The sequence below is a fragment of the Moorena sp. SIOASIH genome (assembly GCF_010671925.1).
Lineage (GTDB): Bacteria > Cyanobacteriota > Cyanobacteriia > Cyanobacteriales > Coleofasciculaceae > Moorena.
Genome location: NZ_JAAHIH010000002.1, coordinates 716,991 through 740,332, shown reverse-complemented (window position 1 = coordinate 740,332; position 23,342 = coordinate 716,991). Strand labels below are relative to the sequence as shown.

19 protein-coding genes and 1 pseudogene are annotated in these 23,342 nt (G+C 43.0%); 10 read left to right on the top strand and 10 right to left on the bottom strand.

Going from position 1 to position 23,342, the window contains the following annotated elements; genetic code table 11:
• Window positions 1–10: 10 nt before the first annotated feature.
• Window positions 11–2,554, bottom strand: a complete 2,544-nt coding sequence (locus F6J90_RS11035; protein ID WP_293092907.1) for a COR domain-containing protein — start codon at window positions 2,552–2,554, stop codon at window positions 11–13.
• A 19-nt stretch (window positions 2,555–2,573) separates the two neighbouring features.
• Window positions 2,574–2,717 (bottom strand): hypothetical protein, encoded by a 144-nt coding sequence (locus F6J90_RS11030; protein ID WP_293092905.1) that lies wholly within the window; start codon window positions 2,715–2,717, stop codon window positions 2,574–2,576.
• A 220-nt stretch (window positions 2,718–2,937) separates the two neighbouring features.
• On the opposite strand from F6J90_RS11030, the gene F6J90_RS11025 reads away from it, so the two are divergent.
• Window positions 2,938–4,113 carry a transposase gene (locus F6J90_RS11025; RefSeq protein ID WP_293092903.1) on the top strand — a complete coding sequence of 392 codons (1,176 nt, stop codon included), beginning with the start codon at window positions 2,938–2,940 and terminating at the stop codon, window positions 4,111–4,113.
• Window positions 4,114–4,362: 249 nt separating this feature from the next.
• Here F6J90_RS11025 and urtE read toward each other — a convergent pair whose 3' ends face one another.
• From urtE to urtA, 7 genes and pseudogenes are all read right to left on the bottom strand, one after another.
• Window positions 4,363–5,064 carry an urea ABC transporter ATP-binding subunit UrtE gene (gene urtE, locus F6J90_RS11020; RefSeq protein ID WP_293092901.1) on the bottom strand — a complete coding sequence of 234 codons (702 nt, stop codon included), beginning with the start codon at window positions 5,062–5,064 and terminating at the stop codon, window positions 4,363–4,365.
• Window positions 5,027–5,206 (bottom strand): hypothetical protein, encoded by a 180-nt coding sequence (locus F6J90_RS11015; RefSeq protein ID WP_293092899.1) that lies wholly within the window; start codon window positions 5,204–5,206, stop codon window positions 5,027–5,029. The genes urtE and F6J90_RS11015 overlap by 38 nt, the downstream gene beginning before the upstream one ends.
• Window positions 5,207–5,624: 418 nt before the next feature.
• A pseudogene (gene urtD, locus F6J90_RS11010) lies at window positions 5,625–6,362 on the bottom strand (urea ABC transporter ATP-binding protein UrtD); the annotation flags it as partial.
• Between the two features lie 445 nt (window positions 6,363–6,807).
• The gene (gene urtC, locus F6J90_RS11005) at window positions 6,808–7,974 is read right to left on the bottom strand and encodes an urea ABC transporter permease subunit UrtC (RefSeq protein WP_293092895.1); all 1,167 of its coding nucleotides are present in this window, start codon (window positions 7,972–7,974) and stop codon (window positions 6,808–6,810) included.
• On the bottom strand, window positions 7,971–8,165 hold the full coding sequence (locus tag F6J90_RS11000) for a hypothetical protein (RefSeq protein WP_293092893.1): 195 nt from the start codon (window positions 8,163–8,165) through the stop codon (window positions 7,971–7,973). Before F6J90_RS11000 ends, urtC begins: the two co-directional genes overlap by 4 nt.
• 177 nt (window positions 8,166–8,342) lie before the next feature.
• Window positions 8,343–9,512, bottom strand: coding sequence for a branched-chain amino acid ABC transporter permease (locus tag F6J90_RS10995; RefSeq protein WP_293092891.1), 1,170 nt, complete (start codon window positions 9,510–9,512; stop codon window positions 8,343–8,345).
• A gap of 364 nt (window positions 9,513–9,876) precedes the next feature.
• Window positions 9,877–11,166: an urea ABC transporter substrate-binding protein gene (urtA, locus tag F6J90_RS10990; protein WP_293092889.1), complete on the bottom strand. Its 1,290-nt coding sequence runs from the start codon at window positions 11,164–11,166 to the stop codon at window positions 9,877–9,879.
• A 548-nt stretch (window positions 11,167–11,714) separates the two neighbouring features.
• Here urtA and F6J90_RS10985 point away from each other — a divergent pair.
• The 9 genes from F6J90_RS10985 (at window position 11,715) to F6J90_RS10950 (ending at window position 21,334) form a co-directional block, all read left to right on the top strand.
• Window positions 11,715–13,508: an ATP-binding protein gene (locus F6J90_RS10985; RefSeq protein WP_293092887.1), complete on the top strand. Its 1,794-nt coding sequence runs from the start codon at window positions 11,715–11,717 to the stop codon at window positions 13,506–13,508.
• 370 nt (window positions 13,509–13,878) lie between these two features.
• Window positions 13,879–15,495 carry an iron uptake porin gene (locus F6J90_RS10980; protein ID WP_293092886.1) on the top strand — a complete coding sequence of 539 codons (1,617 nt, stop codon included), beginning with the start codon at window positions 13,879–13,881 and terminating at the stop codon, window positions 15,493–15,495.
• A 470-nt stretch (window positions 15,496–15,965) separates the two neighbouring features.
• Complete coding sequence (locus F6J90_RS10975; RefSeq protein WP_366513760.1) at window positions 15,966–16,277, top strand: recombinase family protein; 312 nt, start codon at window positions 15,966–15,968, stop codon at window positions 16,275–16,277.
• Window positions 16,219–16,959 (top strand): helix-turn-helix domain-containing protein, encoded by a 741-nt coding sequence (locus tag F6J90_RS43540; protein WP_366513759.1) that lies wholly within the window; start codon window positions 16,219–16,221, stop codon window positions 16,957–16,959. The genes F6J90_RS10975 and F6J90_RS43540 overlap by 59 nt, the downstream gene beginning before the upstream one ends.
• Window positions 16,960–17,005: 46 nt before the next feature.
• Window positions 17,006–17,458: a zinc ribbon domain-containing protein gene (locus tag F6J90_RS43535; protein ID WP_366513742.1), complete on the top strand. Its 453-nt coding sequence runs from the start codon at window positions 17,006–17,008 to the stop codon at window positions 17,456–17,458.
• A 177-nt stretch (window positions 17,459–17,635) separates the two neighbouring features.
• A complete protein-coding gene (locus tag F6J90_RS10965) occupies window positions 17,636–18,010 on the top strand; it encodes a hypothetical protein (RefSeq protein ID WP_293092884.1) in 375 nt (124 codons plus the stop codon).
• Between the two features lie 1,072 nt (window positions 18,011–19,082).
• Window positions 19,083–19,208 (top strand): hypothetical protein, encoded by a 126-nt coding sequence (locus F6J90_RS10960; protein ID WP_293092882.1) that lies wholly within the window; start codon window positions 19,083–19,085, stop codon window positions 19,206–19,208.
• 278 nt (window positions 19,209–19,486) lie between these two features.
• A complete protein-coding gene (locus F6J90_RS10955; protein ID WP_293092880.1) occupies window positions 19,487–19,618 on the top strand; it encodes a hypothetical protein in 132 nt (43 codons plus the stop codon).
• A gap of 399 nt (window positions 19,619–20,017) precedes the next feature.
• The gene (locus F6J90_RS10950) at window positions 20,018–21,334 is read left to right on the top strand and encodes a TMEM143 family protein (protein ID WP_366513741.1); all 1,317 of its coding nucleotides are present in this window, start codon (window positions 20,018–20,020) and stop codon (window positions 21,332–21,334) included.
• 447 nt (window positions 21,335–21,781) lie between these two features.
• Here the strand turns inward: F6J90_RS10950 and F6J90_RS10945 are convergent, their stop codons facing one another.
• A complete protein-coding gene (locus tag F6J90_RS10945; RefSeq protein WP_293092878.1) occupies window positions 21,782–23,203 on the bottom strand; it encodes a GTP-binding protein in 1,422 nt (473 codons plus the stop codon).
• Between the last annotated feature and the right edge of the window lie 139 nt (window positions 23,204–23,342).

The following is a 23,342-nucleotide window of genomic DNA, read 5'->3' as shown; positions in this document are numbered from 1 at the left end:
CACCCTACGATTAATCTACTTGCTCTTGTTGTGTTGGTGGCTCTGGACTAAACCATTCTATTACCTTGTCATTAAGAAGTCCGCCAAACAGCCAAGCACCTAATCCTACAAATAAAGTCGCTATTATGCCGTACAGAGCAAGTTTATTTGAGAGATTCCATTTCTTCTCTGTGGGTGACTCATTGACAGTAGCTTGGATAGTATTGTTGTTAGACTCTCTACCTCCTGCTCCTATTACCGTACTTCCGTCCCCAACCTTGATTTCGCTTTTTTCAGACATAGTTTTACTCCCTGTAGCATCAATATGAATAGTAATAGATCTATCAGCTTTGTTTGGCTGTCGATCTATATCTGGTTGTTCATCTTTATTGAACTGCTTTAAATCTATCTCATAATCAATAATTAAACTTGATACATTAACTGTATTATAGGGAGGACTACCACATTCAATCGTATTCTTACCATAAGCAATCCGCTCTCTTAATTTATCAAATTCATAGAAATCAGGAGTTTGACTGTTTTTACAACTAGAACAATTACAGGGGATTAACTTACTACACCTCAATCGGTTATAAGAATCATGGATCTGATCTAGTTCGTAAGTAACAGTAGTCAACAAGTCTCGTTTATGTCTACCAGTAACTCTAATTTTAATTTCTCGCTGTTCGTAATATTCAATTACTTCTGCTTTGGTGTTATCTTTGTTTAAGATAACCCCACTTCTCCACACATGTTGCTGCTGGTCAATCCAGTTATGCATTACCACAATAAACCGAGTGATAATACCTTTGGGCATGAATTCATAGGTATAGCGGAGAATTAGATTGTCAGATTTATCCCAATCATACTCAGGTTGATTTAACGTTAGTAGTTGTGGCGCGATGTAGCTATCTTTACTCCCAGGGATTAGATAGCAAAGTTGAAACTTGATCATCAATTGTAGCAGTTCATCGTGCATATAAGCATAGTTTTCTTCAGACCAAATTTTTTCTAAATCAGCGCGGTTAAAGCAACCTAGATTGCGAATAACGTCATCGTTATCCAGCACTTTATAGACAGCATAAGTACCCCATTCCGGTTTGAGAATCACTGTTTTCTTTAATAGAGGGTCATCTTGAAAATGCAAACACACTCCCAGATCGTGTAGGTACCCGCTTAACTGTAATTTATCCTTGTATAAAGTAAACCCATTGTTTGAGCAGATCGTTAGATATTCACGCAGACTGATGTAATTACGGCTATCTTCTTCTAAAGCTTCTCTGACTTGTTTCCATGTTCTAGGTAAAGCTGCTTCTTTGATGTGGGGGAGGTTGCTAATATAAAATTTAATTTGGGTAAGAATATCCTCTAAAGCTCGGTTAGTAGCTAGGTTGGTTGCTAGAGTTTCTTTCAAGTTGGTAAACTGTCCCCGTAAGGCGCGCTCGTTTATTTCTCTATGACGATCTTGTTTTTCATTCTTGATAATTAAGAGAGGACTGTTGTCGCTTAAGAGTTCTACTATATTAAGCCAGTAGTAGAAGTCTGTGTCTTCTTTCCTGGTATCTGCTACTAGGGTGTAAAGGGAACGTTTGGTCAGGAAGAATTGATGGGTAGCGTGATAAATTTCTTGTCCCCCAAAGTCCCAGATATTCACCCGAAAGTCTCGACCGTTCTCCAGTGGAAATTCCCATTGGATAATGTCAATTCCTTCTGTATATTTTTCTTTTTCCTGTAGCTGATAGTCTCGGTTTTCTATCTTTTTGGCTAGTGTTGTTTTGCCAGCACCTCCTTCACCGATAATGAGGAGTTTTGCTTCATAGATATAATCTTCTCCTTCTTTCAGTTGTCGGAAATAAGATCTGATTGCTCCAATATCATTTTCTGCAATTTCTATTGGTATATTTTCAAGGGGATTATCCCTTAAATTAAGCTTGGTTAAGTTAGATAGCTTGGTGATGGATTCTGGGACTGTTATTAATTGATTAAAGCTTAAATCAAGCTGGGTTAAAAGGGTTAGCTGATTGATGGATTCTGGGATTTTTTTTAAGTTATTTGTACTTAAATTAAGCTCGGTTAACTTGGTAAGTTTTCCGATGGATTCTGGGACTATTGTTAATTGATTAAAGTGATTAAAGCTTAAATTAAGCGTGGTTAAGTTGGTAAGCTTTCCGATGGATTCTGGGACTGTTGTTAATTGATTTTTACTTAAATTAAGCTCGGTTAAGTTGGTAAGCTTTCCGATGGATTCTGGGACTATTGTTAATTGATTACCGCTTAAATTAAGCTTGGTTAAGTTGGTAAGCTTTCCGATGGATTCTGGGACTGTTGTTAATTGAGTACCGCTTAAATTAAGCGTGGTTAAGTTGGTAAGCTTTCCGATGGATTCTGGGACTGTTTTTAATTGTTTTCCGCTTAAATCCAATACTTCCAACTGTGATAAATTAAAAACTTCAGTTAGTATTTCAGTGAAATTAACATCATCGTAATACAAAAAATCACGGCTTAAATCTAACTGTTTAAGCTGCTTCTTTTTTGCTTCTCTTATTTTCTTAACAAGATGTTTTTGTCCAGCCATTTTTATTAATTCTTAATTATCAATTATAGTGGTTTGAAATTAGGCGAGGTACATTTTTTTTAGAGAGCAGGTAACAGGGAGCAGGGAGCAGATAAGAGGCAAGAGGCAAGAGGCAAGAGGCAAGAGGCAAGAGGCAAGAGGGAAAAAAGCCTATGTACCTCATTAAACTAAAAACTGCTATACTTATCAAGTTTAGATTTAACCTTAGACCAAACCGTAGAGTCAATGTCATCAGCTAATTCAGCCGCCACCTCTTCTGTGAGTTGACTGCACTGGCTGATTGACCAAAAATTTTGGGTCTCAAGCCCCGTCCTTCGTTCGACGGCTTTCTTGACAGTCTTATTTTTTCGAGTTATACTTTACGTAAAGTTTTTCCACGTCAAATGATCGTCTTAGAGTTCAAGGTCAAAGGGAATAAAACTCAGTACGCCGCCATAGACGACGCGATCAGGACGGGTCAGTTCGTACGTAATAAATGCCTCCGATATTGGATGGACAACAAAGGCGTAGGACAAAAAGACCTTTATCGCCATAACACATGGCTTAGGTCTGAATTCCCTTTTGTCAAAGACTTGAATTCTCATGCCTGTCAAGCCTCTGTGGAACGAGCTTATAATTCAATCTCTAGGTTCTACAGCAACTGCAAGAAACAAATACCTGGAAAGAAAGGCTATCCCAAGTTCAAGAAGTTTTCTAGATCAGTTGAATATAAAACATCTGGTTGGAAGCTTTCCCCCGATACCAAGTCAATCTCCTTTATTGACAAAAAAGGAATAGGCAAACTTAAACTCAAGGGGACTTGGGACTTGTGGCGCTATGACCCAAAACTAATCAAGCGAGTTAGGTTAGTTCGCCGCGCAGATGGTTATTATGTTCAGTTCTGTGTAAAGGTTGATGTAAAAGAGTCTTTAGAACCAAGTCATACCAACATTGGGTTAGATGTAGGACTAAAAGAGTTCTATACAGATTCAAAAGGAGGCACAGAGCCAAACCCCAGATTTTATCGCAAAGGAGAAAAGCAATTAAAGTTTTATCAGCGTAGAGTTTCTCGCAAAAAAAAAGGCTCATCCAATCGTAAAAAAGCCAGAAATAGATTAGGCAGAACACACCTCAAAATAAGTAGACAGCGTGAAGAACATGCCAAGAGACTGGCACGTTGCGTAATCCACTCTAACGATGTGGTTGCCTACGAAGACTTGAGGATTAAAAATCTAGTAAAAAATCATTGTCTTGCCAAATCTATTAACGATGCTGGTTGGTATCAATTTAGAAAATGGTTGGAGCATTTTGGTCAAAAGTTTGGTAGGCAGACAGTAGCCGTTAATCCGGCTTACACAAGTCAAAATTGCTCTAATTGTGGTGAAGTAGTTAAAAAGTCTTTGTCAACCAGAACCCATGTCTGTGAGTGTGGCTGTGAATTAGACAGAGACCATAATGCTGCGATCAATATTCTAAAAAGAGCCTTGGGTACGGTAGGGCATACCGGAACCTGGATCATAGATCTGAACGCTTTAGGAGAATCAGCCTCTACTCTTCCTGATTCCGGTCTGGAAGAGTAAGCTGGCTCGTTGATTAAAGAATCCCCGTTCTTCTAGGACGGGGAGTGTCAATTGAGTTCAAGATAGTTTAAGAGAATAGCGTGGCCTTTGGCCAAGACCAAGGGTTTTCCCCAAATTTTCAATTTTATTTGAAGCTGATAGCTGTTCGCGTAGCGTGCGTGTAGGGCATTAGCTGTTCGCGTAGCGTGTGCATAGCATATAAGCTGAATGCTGATAGCTGACGGCTGATAGCTGAATGCTTACGCCGATTCAAACCGCTAAGAATTGCTGAATCACATCCTGACTAAGTTCACTAGTCGCCCCTGATGCCACAATCCCACCCTTCTGCATAGCATAGTAGCGGTCAGCTTGTCGGACAAAATGTAGATGCTGCTCGACCAAGAGCACGGAAATTCCAGTAGTTTTAATAATCCGCCGCACAGCCGCTTCAATTTCCAAAATAATCGACGGTTGAATCCCTTCCGTGGGTTCGTCTAACACTAATAACTGAGGACGTCCCATTAATGCCCGTGCGATCGCTAATTGTTGCTGTTGGCCACCACTCAAGTCACCACCCATCCGGGACAACATTGATTTTAAGACTGGAAACAGCTCAAAGATAGTGTCTAGGATGTCGTCTTCAGCCTTTCTACCCCCTAGACGTGCTTCTAAACCCAGCAACAAATTCTCTTTCACAGTTACCCGAGGGATAATCTCCCGCCCCTGGGGAACATAGCCAATCCCTAATCTGGCTCGTTTATCGGTAGATAGTTTAGTCAGGGGTTGACCAGCAAAGGTAATGGTGCCAGTGCGGGGTTTGAGTAATCCCATAATCGTTTTGAGAAGAGTAGTTTTGCCCACACCATTCCGTCCAATCAGGCAAACCATTTGTCCTGCTGGTACATTCAAATCTACATTTCTGAGAATGTGGCTTTCACCGTAGTAGACATTTAAATTGGAAATTTGCAGCATAAGGGTTTTTTAGGAACAGGGAACAGGGAACAGGGAACAGGGAACAGGGAAAGAGAGGCAGAGGTGGGGAGGGTGGGAGGTGTGGGGAGTGGGCGCGGGGAGTGTGGGAGGTGTGGGGAGCAACTGGTGTGGAAACTTCCATTCGCGCTTCACCCTTCACAGTGTCAATCTCCTACTTCTGCTTCTAAGCTTTTTACCACTTCTGCTGGCAGATCCAACAGCTTCACCAAGTTTTGGTAAGCCGCTGCTTCAGCGTCGTTAATCTTTGGTTCGGTAGGTGTACGGGAACTTGATTTAATCACTTCATAAGCTAGCTTCACGATTAGTTTTCGTTCTTCAATAGTTTCTATTTCAGTAGTCAACTCTTCGATGGAAACATTAACTGCTAAATAATTCTGTAACTCTTGTTGCAATTGTTGCTGTTGTTCTGCATCTGTACCAAACACTTTACTAAAGCGAGATATCATCACATCAACTTCTTCTGGTGCCAGATTACCATCAGACCAAGCCATAGCAGACACAATCCGTAGCATTTTCATTTGATATGCTGTAATCGATGGCTTTTGTCCTAAATACACTTCAATCACCCGGGGGTCATTTTGGACTTGATCCATTGTGCCTTCACACAACACTGACCCCTGATGTAACACGGTTACTTGACTAGCAATCTGGCGCACGAATTCCATATCGTGTTCAATCACAATAATGGAATGACTCTTGGCTAGAGCTAACAGCAAATCTCCGACATTTTCTGTCTCTTCATCGGTTAAACCAGCCACCGGTTCATCTACTAGTAATAAATCGGGAGACTGAGCCACTAACATCCCAATCTCTAACCGCTGTTTTTCTCCATGGGAGAGTAACTCGGCCAGTAAATTCGCTTTTTCCACTAAACCAATGGTTTCCAGCAAACCCGCTACTGTCCGTTTTTCCCCCGGTAATGTACGTCCAAACAGGGTGGAAAACACATTTTTATCACGATTGCAGGCTAAATCTAAGTTTTCCCGAACCGTTAGATTTAGGTAGACTCGTGGTGTCTGAAATTTTCGACCAATGCCGAAGCGAGAGATTTGGTGTTCCGATAAGCCTCGCAAATCCCGTCCTTTAAACAACACCCGTCCCTCCGTTGGCTGTACTTTCCCAGTCACTACATCCAGAAACGTAGTTTTACCAGCACCATTAGGACCAATCATCACTCGCAATTCCCCAGCATCCATACTAAAGTTAAACTGGTTAATTGCTTTGAAGCCATCAAAACTTACGGTTAAGTTATCAATTTCAAGAATTTTAGAGTTCATTAGACGTTATCAATTGGGTTAGGTAAAAAGTCCTGGGTTAATGGGAGTAGGGAGTAGGGAGTAGGGAGTAGGGAGTAGGGAGTAGGGAATCGGGAATCGGGAGTAGGGAATCGGGAGTAGGGAATCGGGAATCGGGAATCGGGAGTAGGGAAAAAATCCTGTCTACATCATTGTCGTCTTGATGCCATAGCGAGTGGGGGAAATAACTAATGAATAATAACTAAGCTGTTGTGTATTTAAATTGGATATTGTTCAGTTATATAGCGTTTCTAGGATTTATGAGGTATGCTTCTCAACCTCAAAGTCCCCCTTGATAAGGGGGATTTAGGGGGATCCCTTTGTACCTCATGGCATAGAGAATTGCTATAAAACAAACCCTATCCCCCTGTTCCCTGTTCCCTGTTCCCTGTTCCCGACTTCTGCAAGAAGTCTAATGAAGACCAGCTTAATGACCAATCTCTTCTTTTTCCCGTTGCACTACTGGGTCTTTTTCTAGGCTGGGGTAAGTTGTTATCACTGGTTGTTCGGCACCAAAAAGCGATCGCATTTGTTCAATTCCCTGGTCTCGCAACCAGCCGACAATACCATTAGGCAGTACTGTGACTACAATTAGGAACAGCGCACCCTGGAAAAATAGCCAAACTTCGGGAAATTGCTCACTCAACAAGGTTTGAGCTAGTCGGACTAATAAAGTACCCAGAATTGCTCCCACTAGAGTTGCTCGTCCTCCCACAGCCACCCAAATCACCATCTCAATGGAAAACGCTACTTCCATATAGCTGGGGGTAACAATCCCTGATTGTACCGTATAAAGGGCTCCAGCCACTCCAGCGATTCCCCCAGAAACCGCAAATACCAGGACTTTGAATCCGGTAGGATCGTAGCCAGAGAAACGCACCCGATTCTCATCATCCCGTATAGCAATTAACAACCGACCAAAGCGTCCACTGGTTAACCAACGGCACAATAAGTAGATCAGAACCACACACAGGATACTAATTTCGTAGAAAGCTAACTGAGCTTGTTTGGAACTGACTAACATCCCAAACAGGGTTTCTGTATCAGTTTTTAACCCGTTAGTACCATTAATTAGCTTTTGCTGTCCATTGAAAAAATTGAATAAAACCAGCAGTGCGGCTTGGGTCAAAATCGAGAAATAAACCCCTTTAATCCGGTTACGAAATACCAGATAACCTAGCAATCCCGCCACGATACTGGGAATTAAAACAATAGCAATTAGGGTGAAAGGAAACGAATAAAATGGCTGCCAGAAGAATGGCAGTTGCTTTACCCCATAGAGGGTGAAGAATTCCGGTATTTCTCCTTCTGGTAGTTGCAGTTTGAGGTGCATAGCAAAGGCATAGCCCCCCAACGCAAAAAATATACCGTGTCCTAGACTCAGCAGTCCGGTATACCCCCAAATCAGGTCAATCCCAATCGCTACAATAGATAATGACAAAAAACGCCCCAACAGCTTGAGGCGAAAATCCGGCAAAATCGCTGGCATTAATAACGCGAAAACTAGAGCAATTCCTACGATTGCTACTATTTCTATAATTAACTTTCGTCGCCGCTGCTTTTTAATGGCTTGTGTTCTAGATACATACGTCATAATTTATAAAAATAACAACTATAGCAGTTCTCAATTTGGTGAGGTACGTTGGCAAAGGGAACAGGGAGTAGGGAGTAGGGAGTAGGGAGTAGGGAGTAGGGAGTAGGGAGTAGGGAGTAGGGAGTAGACAATTCAGAACAGGGAACAGGGAACAGGCAATAGGGAACAGGGAACAGGAATAAAAATATCATTACTATGAGTAACACTATATAATAGCGCTTGTATTTGAGATGTAAACCTGTATGGTCTTTTTTTATTAGACAATAAAACTCCGGAGCTATTTCCCCTCCTGGGAGGGGTTAGGGGTGGGTTCCTCTTGCCTCTTGCCTCTTGCCTTTGAGTTATGTTCACAACCGATGATACAAAACCTATAATTCTGCCGTGCGTCCTTTTTGTGGGAATATTCCTGAAGGTCTCACTTGTAAAAAGGTAATAATTAAAGCGAAGACCATAACTTTTGCCATACTGGTGGTGGCAAAGAAGGTAAAGAAGTCCGTTACCGGTTTAAGGAACTCTACTGGCATCAACATAAAGGCTATGCTTCCCGAACCAATCAGATAGGTAAGTGTACCAATTGCTAGGGCTGCTAAAATGCTTCCCAGTAAGTTTCCGACACCGCCAACCACTACCACCATAAAAGTATCGACAATATAATTTTGACCAGTATTGGGACCGACAGAACCTAGTAATGTAATCGCACAACCTGCTACACCAGCTAAACCAGAACCTAGGGCAAATGTTAAGGCATCTACCGTTTGTGTAGGGATACCTAAGCAAGCACTCATATTGCGATTTTGGGTAACAGCTCGAATCCGTAATCCCCAACTGGAGCGATTTAAGAACCAGTAGGTACCCAATAGACAAATAATCGTCAAAATAATGATAAAGATCCGGGCATAGGGCAATTGGAAGTTACCAATCGGGAATCCCCCTTGAAGCCATGCTGGTGGAGTCACGTCTACATTTCTGGCACTAAACCAAGGTCGAGTAATTGCCCGTTGACCCGTTTGTCCTAACAACACCCCAGTTACAATGGCAATTCCTAGAGATAAGAATACCATCAAAGCGATCGCCCAATTGCGAATTCTCTGCCAATCTAAACGACGGCTTAGAACCCACCTTGACCCAAAAAACAGCAGGCAAAATACCCCAATCCCAATCACCAATACCCAATTTACACTGCGGACAAACTGCCGCAATATCAAACTTACTCCCCAAGTAGCTAGAAGGGTTTCCAACGGTCGCCCATATAGATAACGAATGACCCCCCTCTCCAATACCAGTCCTACCAACGCTGCCACCAGAAAAGCCATGGGCAGGGCAAAAAAGATATAGACATTAAACAACGAATCCCCTAAAAAGGCTTTAAACGTATTTTGGACAACATAAGTTGTATAAGCGCCCAACATCATTAACTCGCCGTGAGCAAGATTAATCACGCCCATCAGTCCAAATACAACCGCTAGTCCTAGGGCAGCAATCAGTAGCACTGAGCCAATACTAATCCCGTTAAAAATTCCTTCTAAAAGTGGCAGCACAATTTAATAATTAAATATGAATTATGAAGGATGAATGATGAAATATGAATTATGAAGGATGAATTATGAAGGATGAATTATGAAGGCTTAAAACTACTTTATTTTTCTGTTTTTGAAGTTTACAGTAAGCACTCAGCACTCAGCACTCAGCACTCAACTAACAAAACTCGATTTTAAATGCCTAGTAGTTTACTTCATACTTCATATAGCGTTTGTATTTGAGATGTAAACCTGTATGGTCTTTTTTTATTGGACAATCGGGATTTCTTGCCCCTCTTGCCTTTAACATGCATGCCTCTTGCCTTTTTCAGCAATTCGTGTGTTTACAACCTAGATACAAACGCTATAATTCATCCTTGATAATTTATACTTTCTCCTTTTTGTACTTTCCTCCCTTATTGGGATCACTCCAGTCACACCCATACCCTTTCGTTTCCGCTACATATTGATTCCAGGGGATGGGAGGAACGGGTTTAGGTGTGGATGAGACAATTTTGAACTGACCATCGGCTTGGATTTCACCAATGCGCACTGTCTTGGAAATGTGATGATTCGGATACATCTCCACTGCTCCTTCTGGTGCGTCAAATTTTTCACCGATAGCAGCTTTGCGCACAGGCTCTAGGTCAGTAGTTCCAGCTTTCTCTACCGCCTGCTTCCATAGGTAAACCATAATGTAAGCGGCTTCCATGGGGTCGTTGGTTACCCGGTCTTCGCCATACTCGGCTTTGAAGGCTTCCACAAACTGCTTATTGTCAAGGCTATCGACAGATTGGAAGTAGTTCCAGGCGGCGTAGTGACCAATGAGAAATTCTGGACCAATTTGCCGGACTTCCTCTTCTGCAATACTCACCGACATAGTGGGATATTTATCTGGAGTGAGTCCAGCACCCTTTAGTTGTTTAAAGAAGGCGACGTTACTATCCCCGTTGAGACTGTTGAAGATGACGCCACCATTTGGTAGGGCGGCTTTAATCTTAGAAATGATCGGGGTAACTTCTGTATTACCAAGGGGAAGGTAATCCTCGCCCACGGTCTCTCCACCCAGAGCTTTGAGTTGCTCCTTAATAATTGTGTTAGCGGTGCGAGGGAAAACATAATCCGAACCCACTAAGAAAAACTTTTTGCCCTTGTTTTTCAGCAACCACTCTACTGCTGGCTCAATCTGCTGATTTGGTGCAGCACCTGTGTAGAAAATATTCTTGGAACATTCCTGCCCTTCGTACTGCACAGGATACCACAGCATATGGTCTTTGGATTCAAACACTGGTAGCACAGCCTTACGGCTAGCGGATGTCCAGCAACCAAAAATAGTAACGACTTGATCCTTATCAATCAGTTTGGCAGCTTTCTCAGCAAAGGTTGGCCAGTCAGACGCACCATCCTCAACAATAGGCACAATTTTCTTGCCTAATACCCCCCCGGCTTCATTAATCTCCTTGATGGCAAGCTTTTCAGCTTCCACCACAGTGGTCTCACTAATTGCCATGGTGCCGGTCAGGGAGTGGAGAATACCCACTTTGATCGTGTCTTCCCCACCAGCACTAGCATCTGAAGAACCCTGGGGTTCAGCGCAAGCCTTCAACAGAAGACTGGTTCCCAATGCCGCCGAGCTATAAAGCAGAAATTTACGTCGTCCTAATCCACTTACCATACTTTCGTACCATCCTCTACCAAATTTAGGTGTAGCCTCATTGAAAAAATTGCGAAGCTAGGGTGTGATAGTAGACCTAGGATGGCAAGTAAACTGTTAATTAGGATACAAAAAAGCTAAACTTTCGATCAGTTCATGAAAGATTGACTTTTTTTAACATTTTTTAACATTTTTTTGGATCAGATCTACCCATGCTGAGCACTAAGTATTCACATTCTGTTAATCAACTCTTTACAGCCTGGATAAGCAAAACCTCCTTGACAAAAGCAAGAGAGAGCATGCGAAGCCAAAACCTGTTACTATGGTTCAATAACCTAAAAAAAAGCATATTTTTGCCTAAAAATCGCATTAGGTGCCCTTGACCTTGGCGAATTAAATTCGCTCAAGGTGCGCGCCTGTTGCAGCCATTAGGCATCATCTATTCAAGCTTTGTTGCTCAACTTCTAAACTTACGGTTGTCTTGTAACTCAGTGTACAGATTGACCATAAGGTTGATGTATTAATAAACACTAACGACTCATGCGCTAACATTTGGCGAGATTTAAGCTTTGTCAGGGGAGGATTTCCAAGGATGTCACCCTAACTCAGGGGCATCCAGAATCAGCTGGATCAATCAATTCCTAGCCAGTGCCAGCATTCGGCAGAAAGTTTTTGTTGGCTATGCACTCTCCATTGGTTTGGCAATTTTGGGAACAACGACTGGATTAGGGATTGGCCAGCATTACCAAAAGGCAGCACTGGCTGAACTCACTCGTGCCCAAAAACAAGAAAATCTCCTGAAAAATTTACAAATCGCGATTTTAGACCTACGTTCCTATCCCTACTTAGGTGCGCTTGCTGTTCCCATGGAAGACCTACAGCTGGTTCAAGAGAAAATTGACCAAGCTCAGCAACTGCTGTTGGAAGCGGAAGAGTTTGTCACAGAGTTTGAGACCTGTTCTCATACGAATACCAATCAGTTACTGGATTTACTGAAGACCTACAGGATCATTATTGATGCCTACAACACTCTGATTCAATCCCTGTTGCCAGAAATCGAGCCTGGAAACTTACCCTTAGGTGCCCTTGACCTTGGCGAATTAAATTCACCATGGGTCGCACCCGATGATCAGCTTAAACTTGCCCAAAGGCAACTGTTGCCACAGAACAATCCTGAAGTAACCACTGCCCTAGAACGCTTTTTTGAGAAGTCAGACCAGCTGATTAGAGCAGCTCAAGTCAAACAACAGCAAGGGTTGAGCGCCCTCAACCGTGCTGATCAGTTGTGCTTTGGGCTGATCGTCAGCAGTATGATCGCCTCAGTTGCGATCGCAATCCTATTAGCTATTCATACAAGTAATGCGATCGCACAGCGAATCAAAAGCCTGACTGAGATCACCGAACAGGTCAAACAGGAGTCTAACTTTACCCTGCAAGCACCAGTCACGACCAAAGATGAAGTGGGTGTCTTAGCCACTTCTCTCAATCAGCTGATTCACCGTATGGCTGACTACACCCAGGAACTCCAGCAAACGGAAATCCAGCTGATTCAAAACGAAAAAATGTCCAGTTTGGGTACGATGGTGGCTGGTATTGCCCATGAAATGAACAATCCGATTAACTTTATCTACGGCAATCTGTTCTTTACCAGCGATTATATTGAGGATTTACTCTCTCTGGTCGAACTCTATCAGCAGTATTATCCCAACCCTGACCCAGAGATTAAAAATCGCCTCGAAGAGATTGATCTGGAATTTTTGGCCCAAGACTTGCCTAAAATCATCACTTCCATGAAAGGGGGAGCTGAGCGCATTCGTGAAATTGTGCTTTCGATGAGGAATTTTTCCCGATTGGATGAAGCCGAGATGAAACCGGTTAACATCCATGAAGGAATTGACAATACCCTCGTTCTGCTCAGCAACCGTCTCAAGCCAGGGATTGAGGTGATCAAGCAGTATGGGGATTTACCTTTGGTGGATTGCTACCCAGCTCAACTGAATCAGGTATTTATGAGTATCTTGGAAAATGCCCTTGATGCCATAGAAAAAGATGCTACAGAACACAAGGCTATAGAACACAATAGTGTCGAATCTTGCCCATCCCCAGTCTTCAGCATTCGGATTCAAACTGAGGTAGTTGACCAAAACTGGGTAGTTATCCGAATCGCTGACAATGGCCCTGGGATTCCCGCAGCAATTAAAGACCGGATATTTGACCCATTTTTCACTACCAAAGAGCCAGGTAAGGGAATTGGCTTGGGACTAGCCATTAGCTACCAAATTATTACCCAGCATCGGGGGAAAATTGAGGTGGCTTCAGAACCAGGTCAGGGAGCCGAGTTTGTAATTAGTTTACCAATATAAAATCTGAAAACCTTCTGCTAAAAGCGTTAAGTAAACGTAAGCTATCAGCTATCAGCTGTCAGCCATCAGCTAATCAACGGTCGGTAGTAAACAAGCATCGGGGGTGCTGGTGGCACAGGCTTCTAGCTAGCTGGTGGCACAGGCTTCGACGCTGGGACTTAGCGCATTAGCTGATAGCTGACCGCTGAATGCTTACAAGTCAAGAATTCCTATTACTTATAGGGTTTGCTCCGCAGTTGTGCCTAAGTCCTGACAGCGTACCATCAACAGTCAACTATATAAGTAATATTTTGTATCAAGGACTACAAACATTGGGTCAGAGCTTTGTTACTTTCATCCATTAGACTGATGACAGGTGTGAGTGAGCACAATGAATAAACAATTACGCGCGATGTTACTGATGAGTCCATTGATGTTGGTATCCCAATGGGCAGCATCCAAGGTCGCGATCGCACAAGAGGTTTCACCAAACCTTGACCCAGTAAACCAGTCCCAAATGCCTGCACAATCAAAGCAGGTGTCGGTTGATAAACTGATCAAACAGAGTAAACAAGACTCAGCTTCTATGGGTCAAGTCACCAGTGTTTCCCAACTGCGTGATGTATCTCCTGGAGACTGGGCTTATGAAGCGCTACGCAGTTTGGTAGAGCGCTACGGTTGTATTGCAGGATATCCCAATCGCACGTTTCGCGGGAATCGCGCCACAACCCGGTATGAATTTGCCGCTGGTTTAAATGCTTGCTTGAACCAGATTGAGCGTTTAATTGCTGCGTCTACCGCAGACTTTATCACTCGTGAGGACTTAGAAACCCTGCAACGGCTGATTCAGGAGTTTGAATCAGAATTGGCTACTCTCGGTGCACGAGTGGATAACTTAGAAGGACGGGTGGCATTTTTAGAAGACCATCAGTTTTCTACCACCACCAAGCTAGAAGGGGAAGTGGTCTTCTCTATTGCCAACGCCTTTGGTGAAGACAGTGACAACCAAGTCGTGTTTCAAGACCGGGTACGTTTAGCGTTTGTCTCCAGCTTCACCGGTAAAGATGCGCTCTACACCCGTCTGGATGCCGGTAATGCAGCTACCTTTGATGGCACAGACCAAGGTGCCTTTACTTACAGCTTTGACAGCGGCAACGACGTGGGTATTGGTTGGCTAGCCTACTACTTCCCGATTGGGGATAATATTGATGTCTATTTGCCAGCTGCCTTTCCCCTTTGGCAAGATTTCGTCCCCACCATCAGCCCCTACCTGGATGACTTCACTGGCGCTAGCGGTGTTCTTTCCAGCTATGCTGAATCTAGCCCCATCTATAAAATTGGTTTAGCCGCAGGTGGTGGACTAGGCATCAACTTTAGCCTCGCCGATGCTGTAGTATTGAGTGCAGGTTACTTTGGTGGCAATTCCTTTAACCCCTCTGAAGGTCAGGGTTTATTCAATGGTGAGTTTTCTGCCTTAGGTCAGCTGACATTTTCCCCTAGCGACAGCTTTCAGTTAGCCTTCACCTACGTTCGTGCCTACTTCAATGACTTTGATGATGGCAACGCTATCTTTGATACAGGTGTGGGAACTGAAAACTCCAGGGCACCCTTTGGTGATGGAGCAGATGTCACAGCCAACACTAACTCCTACGGCGTAGAAGCCTCTTTTCAATTCTCTCCCAATTTAGTAATTAATGCCTATGGCGGCTACACCGATGCTGAACAAGCTTCTGGTGGCAACGGTGATGCTGAGATTTGGTACTACGGTCTAGGACTGGCATTACCAGACTTTGGCAAAGAAGGTAACTTACTTGGTATAGTTGCTGGTTCTGAGCCTTATGTTGGTGGTGATGATGATACCGCCATTCATGTTGAAGGCTTCTACAAGTATCAGGTAAATGATAATATCTCGATTACTCCCGGATTAATCTGGATTGCTGCTCCGTTTGGAGACAGTGATAACGAGGATGTCGTGATTGGTGCTTTGAGAACTACTTTCAAATTCTAAAACCTGATCCCAAGTCCGGTTAATCACTTATAATACTGTAGAGCCCATGGCTGTGACTTGAAAATTGAAAATGATCAACTTTCAAGTCACGAAAAGCCAAGAATTATAAGGATTTAACCGGGCTCGGGATCAGCACATTATTGAGAGGTTTTAAGATTTTTTTCAGTTTGTTTAAGGTTGTTTAAGGGGCGTCAGCTTCGGTTTACCATTAAGGTTTGTAACAGTTGACTCTTTTGTCCACTAATCTCCCACTATCTATTAAAACGTGGGAGATTAGAATTATGGCACTCGTACCACTCCCTAAGGCGGTCGAACTTACGGGATTATCAAGGAACACTCTTCGGAAGTATGCAGACAATGGGACAATCAGATGGGAAAAGACCCCTGGAGGAACTAGACTCTTTGATTCAGAAAGCCTGCTCAGGTTCGGATCTTGACATACAGAACCTGGTAGACTTCGTAAATCTACAATTTGCTACTGCCGGGTCAGTAGTACCAAACAAAGAGACGACCTCGCCAGGCAAATCGCCTATATCCACTCCCTCTTCCCGGAAGCAGAAATCATCTTTGACATCGGTTCAGGACTCAACTACAAAAGGAAAGGGCTTAGAACCATATTGGAGCGAGTCCTGTGCGGAGATAAGCTCACGATTGTTGTTACCTGTAGAGACAGGCTCACCCGATTCGGGTTTGAACTCATTGAGTACTTGGTCGGTCTCAACGGTGGAAAAATCCTGGTTCTCGACCAACCTGAAAGTTGTCCAGAATCCGAACTTACCTGAGATCTTCTCTGAATCATTCACGTCTTCTCATGCCGAGTCCACGGACTCAGAAAGTACGGGAAGAAAATCAAAGAAGATTCGAGTGTTCCTAAACTCTGAACAGCGTACGCTTGTTCGCAAATGGTTTGGAGTATCCCGTTATGTGTTCAACAAAACCGTCAAAATCCTTCAGGATAGCGAAGTTAAAGCTAACTGGAAAGCTATCAAGACCGGTATATTGAACGACCTCCCCGAGTGGTGCAAAGCAGTACCTTATCAGATTAAGTCTATAGGGATTAAGGATGCTTGCACTGCTGTTCGGGAGGCCAAGAAAAAGTACAAAAAGACTTCGGAAATTAATCGGGTTAAATTCAGATCTCGCAAAAACCCCATCCAGTCTTGTTACATCCCAAAGTCAGCAGTTTCTGCTGCGGGGATTTATCACACAAAACTAGGAGAGATATCCTACTCCGAGAGTCTCCCCGACGATATTTGTGACTGCCGACTAACCAGTAATAACGGGAACTACTATCTAATAGTTCCCCACAAAGTAACTAAAAAGAAAACCGAAAACCAAGGTAGAGTAGTTGCTTGCTTACCCTGGAGTCAGGACTTTTATTACCTTTTTCAGCGAAACTTCTGTAGGGAAGATTGGTCACGGAGATTTTTCTCGAATTCAGCGACTATGCCAGCATCTGGATAATCTGCTGTCTAAGATTAGCAAAGCTAAGGGTGGGCAGAAGCGCCGAATGAGGAAAGCTGCTCGACGGATGATAATCAGAATTCAGAACCTAGTCAATGAGTTGCATCGTAAGACAGCTAGATTCCTAGTTGACAACTTCGATGTGATTTTACTCCCCACTTTTGAGACAGCTCAAATGTCAAAAAAAGGGAATAGAAAAATCAGATCTAAGACTGTCCGGAATATGCTCAACTTTGCTCATTATCGGTTTAAAGAGTTCCTGAAGCACAAAGCCCACGAAACTGGGAAGACCGTCGTAGATGTCTGTGAAGCCTATACCAGTAAGACTGTCAGTTGGACAGGTGAATTGGTCAATATTGGCGGAAGCAAAATAATTAAATCAAAAGTTGATGGTCGAACAATGGATAGAGACATCAACGGCGCTCGTGGGATATTCCTGCGAGCCTTGGGAGATACCCCCTGGCTGAGTAATCAGCTTGCATTAGTGAGCCAGAATTAACCTTTGGGAGATTCTGGTAGCTAAAAAGTATCGGCAAGGACTTAAATCCATATTTCCCTTTTCCTATCATCCCCATCAGTCAAATTGATCGAGTGTAGCAGGCAACTATAGCACTCAGCCATAGCACTCAGGGAAAAAAGTCCAGCATTAAGACAACCCATCACAACCAATAAACCAATGGAGCCATTACTATCGGAACAGCTTAACAAAACTAAACAACTGCCAAACATCAATTCTGATCTAAAGCCCCAAGGCAGAAGCTGGAAATGGCTCCATTGGTTGCGTAAATCTATAACTCAAACTAACCTTTTCCGACGGTCTAATAAAACACACGATTATACTGGATATCAGGAAGGACGTGACTATTTCTTTGATGCCATTGATCAGGGAACAAGGGGTCAGATGGCAGGACTTGGGAAAGGTATCCAGCCTGGTGATTACCTGATTCTGCGGCATCGCTCTAAAGATTTTCGCTATCGTGTGGATGAAATCGATTACTACTCCAGTCCCCCAGATATGTGGATAGCATTGCTGACGCTAGTAATGATTTAGAAATTGCTGTCAAAGCTTTATCTTATCGAATTATTTATTATTAATTTGCTTCAATTATTGTGACTAATAAGGGAGTTAGCGCTCACTGTCTAAGAAATTGCGATCAGAAATTGCGATCGCTTCAAAGTCCTCTATTCATAATCTTGGTCATTTGTCAATCAATACCGGGTATTAAGCTTTTTTAAGATTTTTGTTGTTGCTGTTTAAGCTGCTTACCCTTGGTTCTACTATAAATGAATCACTTAAATCCAGATCGACCTTTTCCCCTCATCCCCACCAAGCCGACTTGGCTGGTGTAGCCATCCCTGATCATGCTTAGGGGAAAAGGGTAAGTTTGTAGCAACATGATCACAATCAAAAAACCGAGCCAGCAATTAATGTTGGATCAAATTAGCAAAAGTCAACAAATTACCGATATCAATTCTGAAATAACTTCCCAATCGAAAAGCTGGAAACAGCTCAGCTGCTTAGATAATAACCTAACTCAGACTAACCTGGTCTACCGGTATCAGAAAACCGATGATTAGACCCAAGATCAGCATAGATGGGATGACTTCTGTACTCCAGTAGCTCAGGATCTAAGAGGTTACCAAAAAAATTGGGTTTAAAGCCCCATTAGACGAAACCTTAGAGAGGGTCGCCTTTAAGGTAGGTCGGTCTCGCGCAAAAAGGTTAAAACTTGATAATTAAGGCGACCCTCTCTTACGGTAACTTTAAATCCTTCTAGGACGGCTTTTTTTTTTTAACTTTTTCTTGACAGTTTGTACTAGGTGTGCTAATGTACAATTCTAAACAATAGACTTTTAAACTAGATAGATACTATCTAACCATAAGTAGGCAACGTAAAAAATATGTCTGAGATACATATTGCGTAATTTAGTCTAACGACTTAAACGTCTCAGAAAAATTTAGATAAAAAAAGTATCTATCTATATAAAAAAAAGATCTAAAAAAAAGGTACGGTGGGGTTTGAAGTTACCGTAATCAGAGGGTCGCCTTTATATTTTTAGGGTTATGCAGAATAGGGATCAAGGTTTTGTACTAAGGCGACCCTGTCTTGATGCAATAGCGAGTGGGGGAAACCACGCCAGTTGCTCATGGGGGGAACCACGGCAATAGCGAGTGGGGGAAACCCCCAAGACCGCGCTGCCTCCCCAAGACCGCACTGGCTCCCCAAGACCGCGCTGCATCGCTCTGATCAGGTTTCGTTTCCGGCACACCGGAACCGGGATCATTGATCAATCACGCTCATGGAGAATTGTCCTCTACTCTCCCTGACTCCGGTTTGGGTGAGCAAGACAGCTCGGTGTTCGCGTAGCGTGGCCATAGGCCAAGTGAGAATCCCCGTCCTTCCAGGGCGGGGAGTGTCAAATGGTAGGACAAGGTATATTAAACCACATAAACATTAAACATTACCTCATCTGTTGACTTTTGTGATGATGGGAGTGACCCATCAGTGTCTTGATGCAGTCGCTCATGGGGGAAACCACGGCAGTCGCTCATGGCGCATGGGTCTGTGTGCGGAACCTGCGTCCGCACCGCTGTTTGCCCCGTGGAACGGTAGTCGCTGGGGGAACGGCAGTCGCTCATGGGGGAAACCCCCTTTGAAGTTACCGTAAGAGAGGGTCGCCTTTATAGGGACAGGTTATGGGTCATACTTTTAAGTTATATGAAATAAGGCGACCCTCTCTAAGGTTTCGTCTTTGACCGCGCTGCCTCCCCAAGACCGCGCTGCCTCCCCAAGACCGCGCTGCCTCCCCAAGACCGCGCTGCATCGCTTAAGCAATCCTAGACAATTCCAATCCTAAGGCTGAACAACTTTTCGGAAGCTTCTAGCCTAGAGCACTGATTTAAAAAAATATCAATTTTAGTCCTGGCGAGTTGTTACCTTTCCAGGATTGGCTGGTAACTCTATAACTATAGAGCCAGTCAATTTGTTAGTTAACCGGTGCTCATGCTCTAACCAACATAATTTTAACGTGAACTATACAGCAGCTTAGTGGCACAATGATGGCTATATATCAACACCGGGAAGCCTTTATCCCTTACCGTCGAACCGATCTGATCGAACTTTGTCTTCAAGATGGAAAACTTGACCCTACCAACTCCCAGAAGTTTCGGGATTTTTGTGAAATTCTGTCAGCCTATTATCATTTTAAATTCCATCAAACCCTGGAGAAGTTAAAAGATAACTTTGCTCCCTTTAATCCTGATGCTGACACCAAGTCGATCAAGGAACTGACTCCAGATCAGAAGAGTCAGATGGAAGCTAAATTGATATCGACCTTGACAACTCTCCTGAAAAGTGCCAATTACTTTCCCTTACCGAAAAACCTCCTGGAACAAGCTGTGTCAGAACAGTCATTGATTGAACTAAAGACTGATATAGATTTTGATGACTTTGAGGAAATGGTTTGCTATGGTAGAGGAGAGAGAGCTAAAATTCATTTTTTGAACAAACTTTTACAAAAAACTGAACAAAACATTGAAATCTATGAACGAGTCGTTTTATTGATTAAATTCAAAGCTAAATCTTATTTTGATTCAAAAAAGACTAAAAAAAACAAACGTCTTAACTTTGTTCCCGGTAAAATGTATGTTTATCTCTATGGCAATATTCCCAAATTTGATCTAGAATTCCTATTTCCAAATGTTAAAATAGGAATGACCTGGAAAGACCGCCTATTATTTGGTGTACCTGCCATTGGAGCTGCCATTCCTCTTCTGATCAAAGTTCTTCCCCAACTTATCTTTATCTTGGGAATAATTTTGTTCGCTCTGGGGGTCGAAAGCTTCAGAATTGATCAGCAAAAATCCCATGATATTATGGCTGTACTGCTCACTACTTTATCTGTGGTGATCGCCTTCGGGGGATTTGCCTTTAAACAGTACACAAGTTATCAAAATAAGCAGATTAAATTTCAAAAAAGTGTTACCGAGACCCTTTTTTTCAAAAAGCTGGCCATTAATGCTGGTGTGTTTAAGTCTTTGATTGATGACGCTGAAGAGGAAGAATGTAAGGATATTATTATAGTTTATTATCATTTATTAACTAGTAAAAAGCTGCTTAACCCTAAAGAGTTGGATGACCAAATTGAAGCATGGATGGATGATAAATTTGACACCAAAATTGACTTTGATATCAATAATTGCCTGCGTAACCTGGAAGAAATAGAGGGCAAAATTGTAAAGGATAACCTAGAACAAGGGAGTAGATGTCCAATCCCTCTGCTGACCTATGATCACCAAGGTCGTTGTCAAGTCTTACCCCTACAGGAGGCTAAAACCTTGATCGACTATGTTTGGGATAATGCATTTGGTTAACCATTTTTAGTCTCCTCTAAGATTCATGGTTCATAGTTCATAGCAACAGTACTAATGAACACTAATGAACCATGGACAATTAACCATGGATAATGAACCATGGACAATGAACCAGCCCACAACCCCCATAAAAATCCGTTTGGAACACTGACCGATTCTAGTTCAAGACATAGACAAGTTTCACGTCTAAGGGTGACAAATTGACAGGCTGTTGAGAGTCTGGTTGTGTCAGGTTTGCAATTAGGTGAAGCAATAAAGTGAGCATGGCGGCTTGAATTAGTCTTTTGAACATGGGTCTTCTCCTGAATCGCGATGGGTTGGCAGTGATTTTTCTCTGTTGAATATCTACTGAATATCTACACATCCCCAATCTCCGACTCCGGTAAAAAACTTACCAGGTATAAAATTTAGGCAAAATTATGGAAAAGCTTAAGGAATTAAGTCTTATCACTCTCCTAGCTGTCTTTCCAGTTCTTGCCGCAGACGGAAAAGAATAGTGTCTGGCTCCACCCGGTCTAGAATTTCTTTAATGACGGTACTTGCTCCTAGTGGTCCGAAAGAGCAACCTTGTTCGAGATAAACCTGTGCCGCTTGACCAACAGCATAAGCCCCATAACCCGCAATACCAGCTTGGGTAATTGCTGCCCCAGCAAAGGCACCCAAGCCACTCGGACCGATAACCACTGATGCACTCTTACCTACACCAAAAAGCACACTGGTACCCAGTTCACCTAGCAGTAACCCTCCAGAACTGATCAAAATCTTTTGCCATAGCTTACCTGCTTCATAGCTAGTCATAGGTAGACCATACAGCCGCGCTAGAGAACGAATCATCACTAAGTCAGTCAGAGTACCTCCTAACACATCTAAAATTCCAATTGGATTGAGGGCCACTGCTAGTGCTTTGTACTTAGCAAACTGCCAGATTAAGTCTTCTGCTTCAGTTTTGTGTAACTCAATGGCTTTTTTGGCAATAGTATTCTGAGTATTGCGGGCTTGAAATAGAGCGTTGAGGGCTAAAAGTGATCGCCCTTCTCGGTTAAGTAGACTGAAAATTTTCTGTTTAAGCTGATCCACATTCGGAGGTGGAGTTTCCCATTCATAGGTCACTCTACCATAAGGCCACTCCACCCGTACTTCCATAGAAGCTGGTTCTGCTGCCACTAGGACAATTTCATCCGCTGACAACATCTTTTGTAAACGCCGATCCTTGGGGCTACCGGTACTGAGTTTTTGCAACTGTTGATAAATTGCCTCCCGGTCTTGTTCTGGATAGAGGTCAATTTTGTTAAATACCAAGATTAGAGGCTTTTGGCTTTGCCGCAGTTCACAAAGAGCTTGATATTCAGTGCGAGTGATATCACCAGCCACGACAAATAAAATTAAATCGGCTTGGGATACCACCTCCCGCGCCATCTGCGCCTTTACTTCCCCATGGATTTCGTCCAATCCTGGAGTATCAATCAACTCCAAGAGGACTTCACTGTCGGAGCTAGGTGTCCAGCGTACTGACTTGGGCCATTGAGTGACACCGTGAATCGGACCAGTTTTAAGAATTTTTTGTCCCAGCAAAGCATTAATTACCGCTGACTTACCACGACTAACCAAACCAAAAGCGGCAATGCGAATCAATCCTTGGTCAAGTTTGTCTAGGCTAGACTGCAAAACCTCTAATTCAGTTTGCAGCAAGGCTTGCATTTCCACATCAGCAGGATTCCCCTGGGAGCGATGAAAATTGGTGTACCAGGACAAGGCTTGCTGTAAACTGGCACGAGTGCGGTTGAAGAGAGTTTTCTGCTGGTTGTTGGTGCCATAGGATGTCTGATTACCACCAGCTGGTTTAGATTGGGAAGAGCGAGGATAACTCAAGGTTAAATAGGGAAAGACGAGTTACAGTTACTATTTTTACCTAACCGTTGATGAGAAAATACCGATTATCCGATAGCAATTACCTGATACCAAGTTGCAGTCAAAGAATAAACAAAAAGGAATTGGGAATTAGGAAATT

Bases quoted from the DNA above. Each gene is read 5' to 3' on its own strand.
- F6J90_RS11035 (WP_293092907.1), bottom strand. From the start codon at position 2,554: ATGGCTGGACAAAAACATCTTGTTAAGAAAATAAGAGAAGCAAAAAAG.
- F6J90_RS11030 (WP_293092905.1), bottom strand. From the start codon at position 2,717: ATGAGGTACATAGGCTTTTTTCCCTCTTGCCTCTTGCCTCTTGCCTCT.
- F6J90_RS11025 (WP_293092903.1), top strand. From the start codon at position 2,938: ATGATCGTCTTAGAGTTCAAGGTCAAAGGGAATAAAACTCAGTACGCC.
- urtE (WP_293092901.1), bottom strand. From the start codon at position 5,064: ATGCTGCAAATTTCCAATTTAAATGTCTACTACGGTGAAAGCCACATT.
- F6J90_RS11015 (WP_293092899.1), bottom strand. From the start codon at position 5,206: ATGGAAGTTTCCACACCAGTTGCTCCCCACACCTCCCACACTCCCCGC.
- urtC (WP_293092895.1), bottom strand. From the start codon at position 7,974: ATGACGTATGTATCTAGAACACAAGCCATTAAAAAGCAGCGGCGACGA.
- F6J90_RS11000 (WP_293092893.1), bottom strand. From the start codon at position 8,165: ATGATATTTTTATTCCTGTTCCCTGTTCCCTATTGCCTGTTCCCTGTT.
- urtA (WP_293092889.1), bottom strand. From the start codon at position 11,166: ATGGTAAGTGGATTAGGACGACGTAAATTTCTGCTTTATAGCTCGGCG.
- F6J90_RS10980 (WP_293092886.1), top strand. From the start codon at position 13,879: ATGAATAAACAATTACGCGCGATGTTACTGATGAGTCCATTGATGTTG.
- F6J90_RS43535 (WP_366513742.1), top strand. From the start codon at position 17,006: ATGAGGAAAGCTGCTCGACGGATGATAATCAGAATTCAGAACCTAGTC.
- F6J90_RS10965 (WP_293092884.1), top strand. From the start codon at position 17,636: ATGGAGCCATTACTATCGGAACAGCTTAACAAAACTAAACAACTGCCA.
- F6J90_RS10955 (WP_293092880.1), top strand. From the start codon at position 19,487: ATGGGGGAAACCACGGCAGTCGCTCATGGCGCATGGGTCTGTGTGCGG.
- F6J90_RS10950 (WP_366513741.1), top strand. From the start codon at position 20,018: ATGATGGCTATATATCAACACCGGGAAGCCTTTATCCCTTACCGTCGA.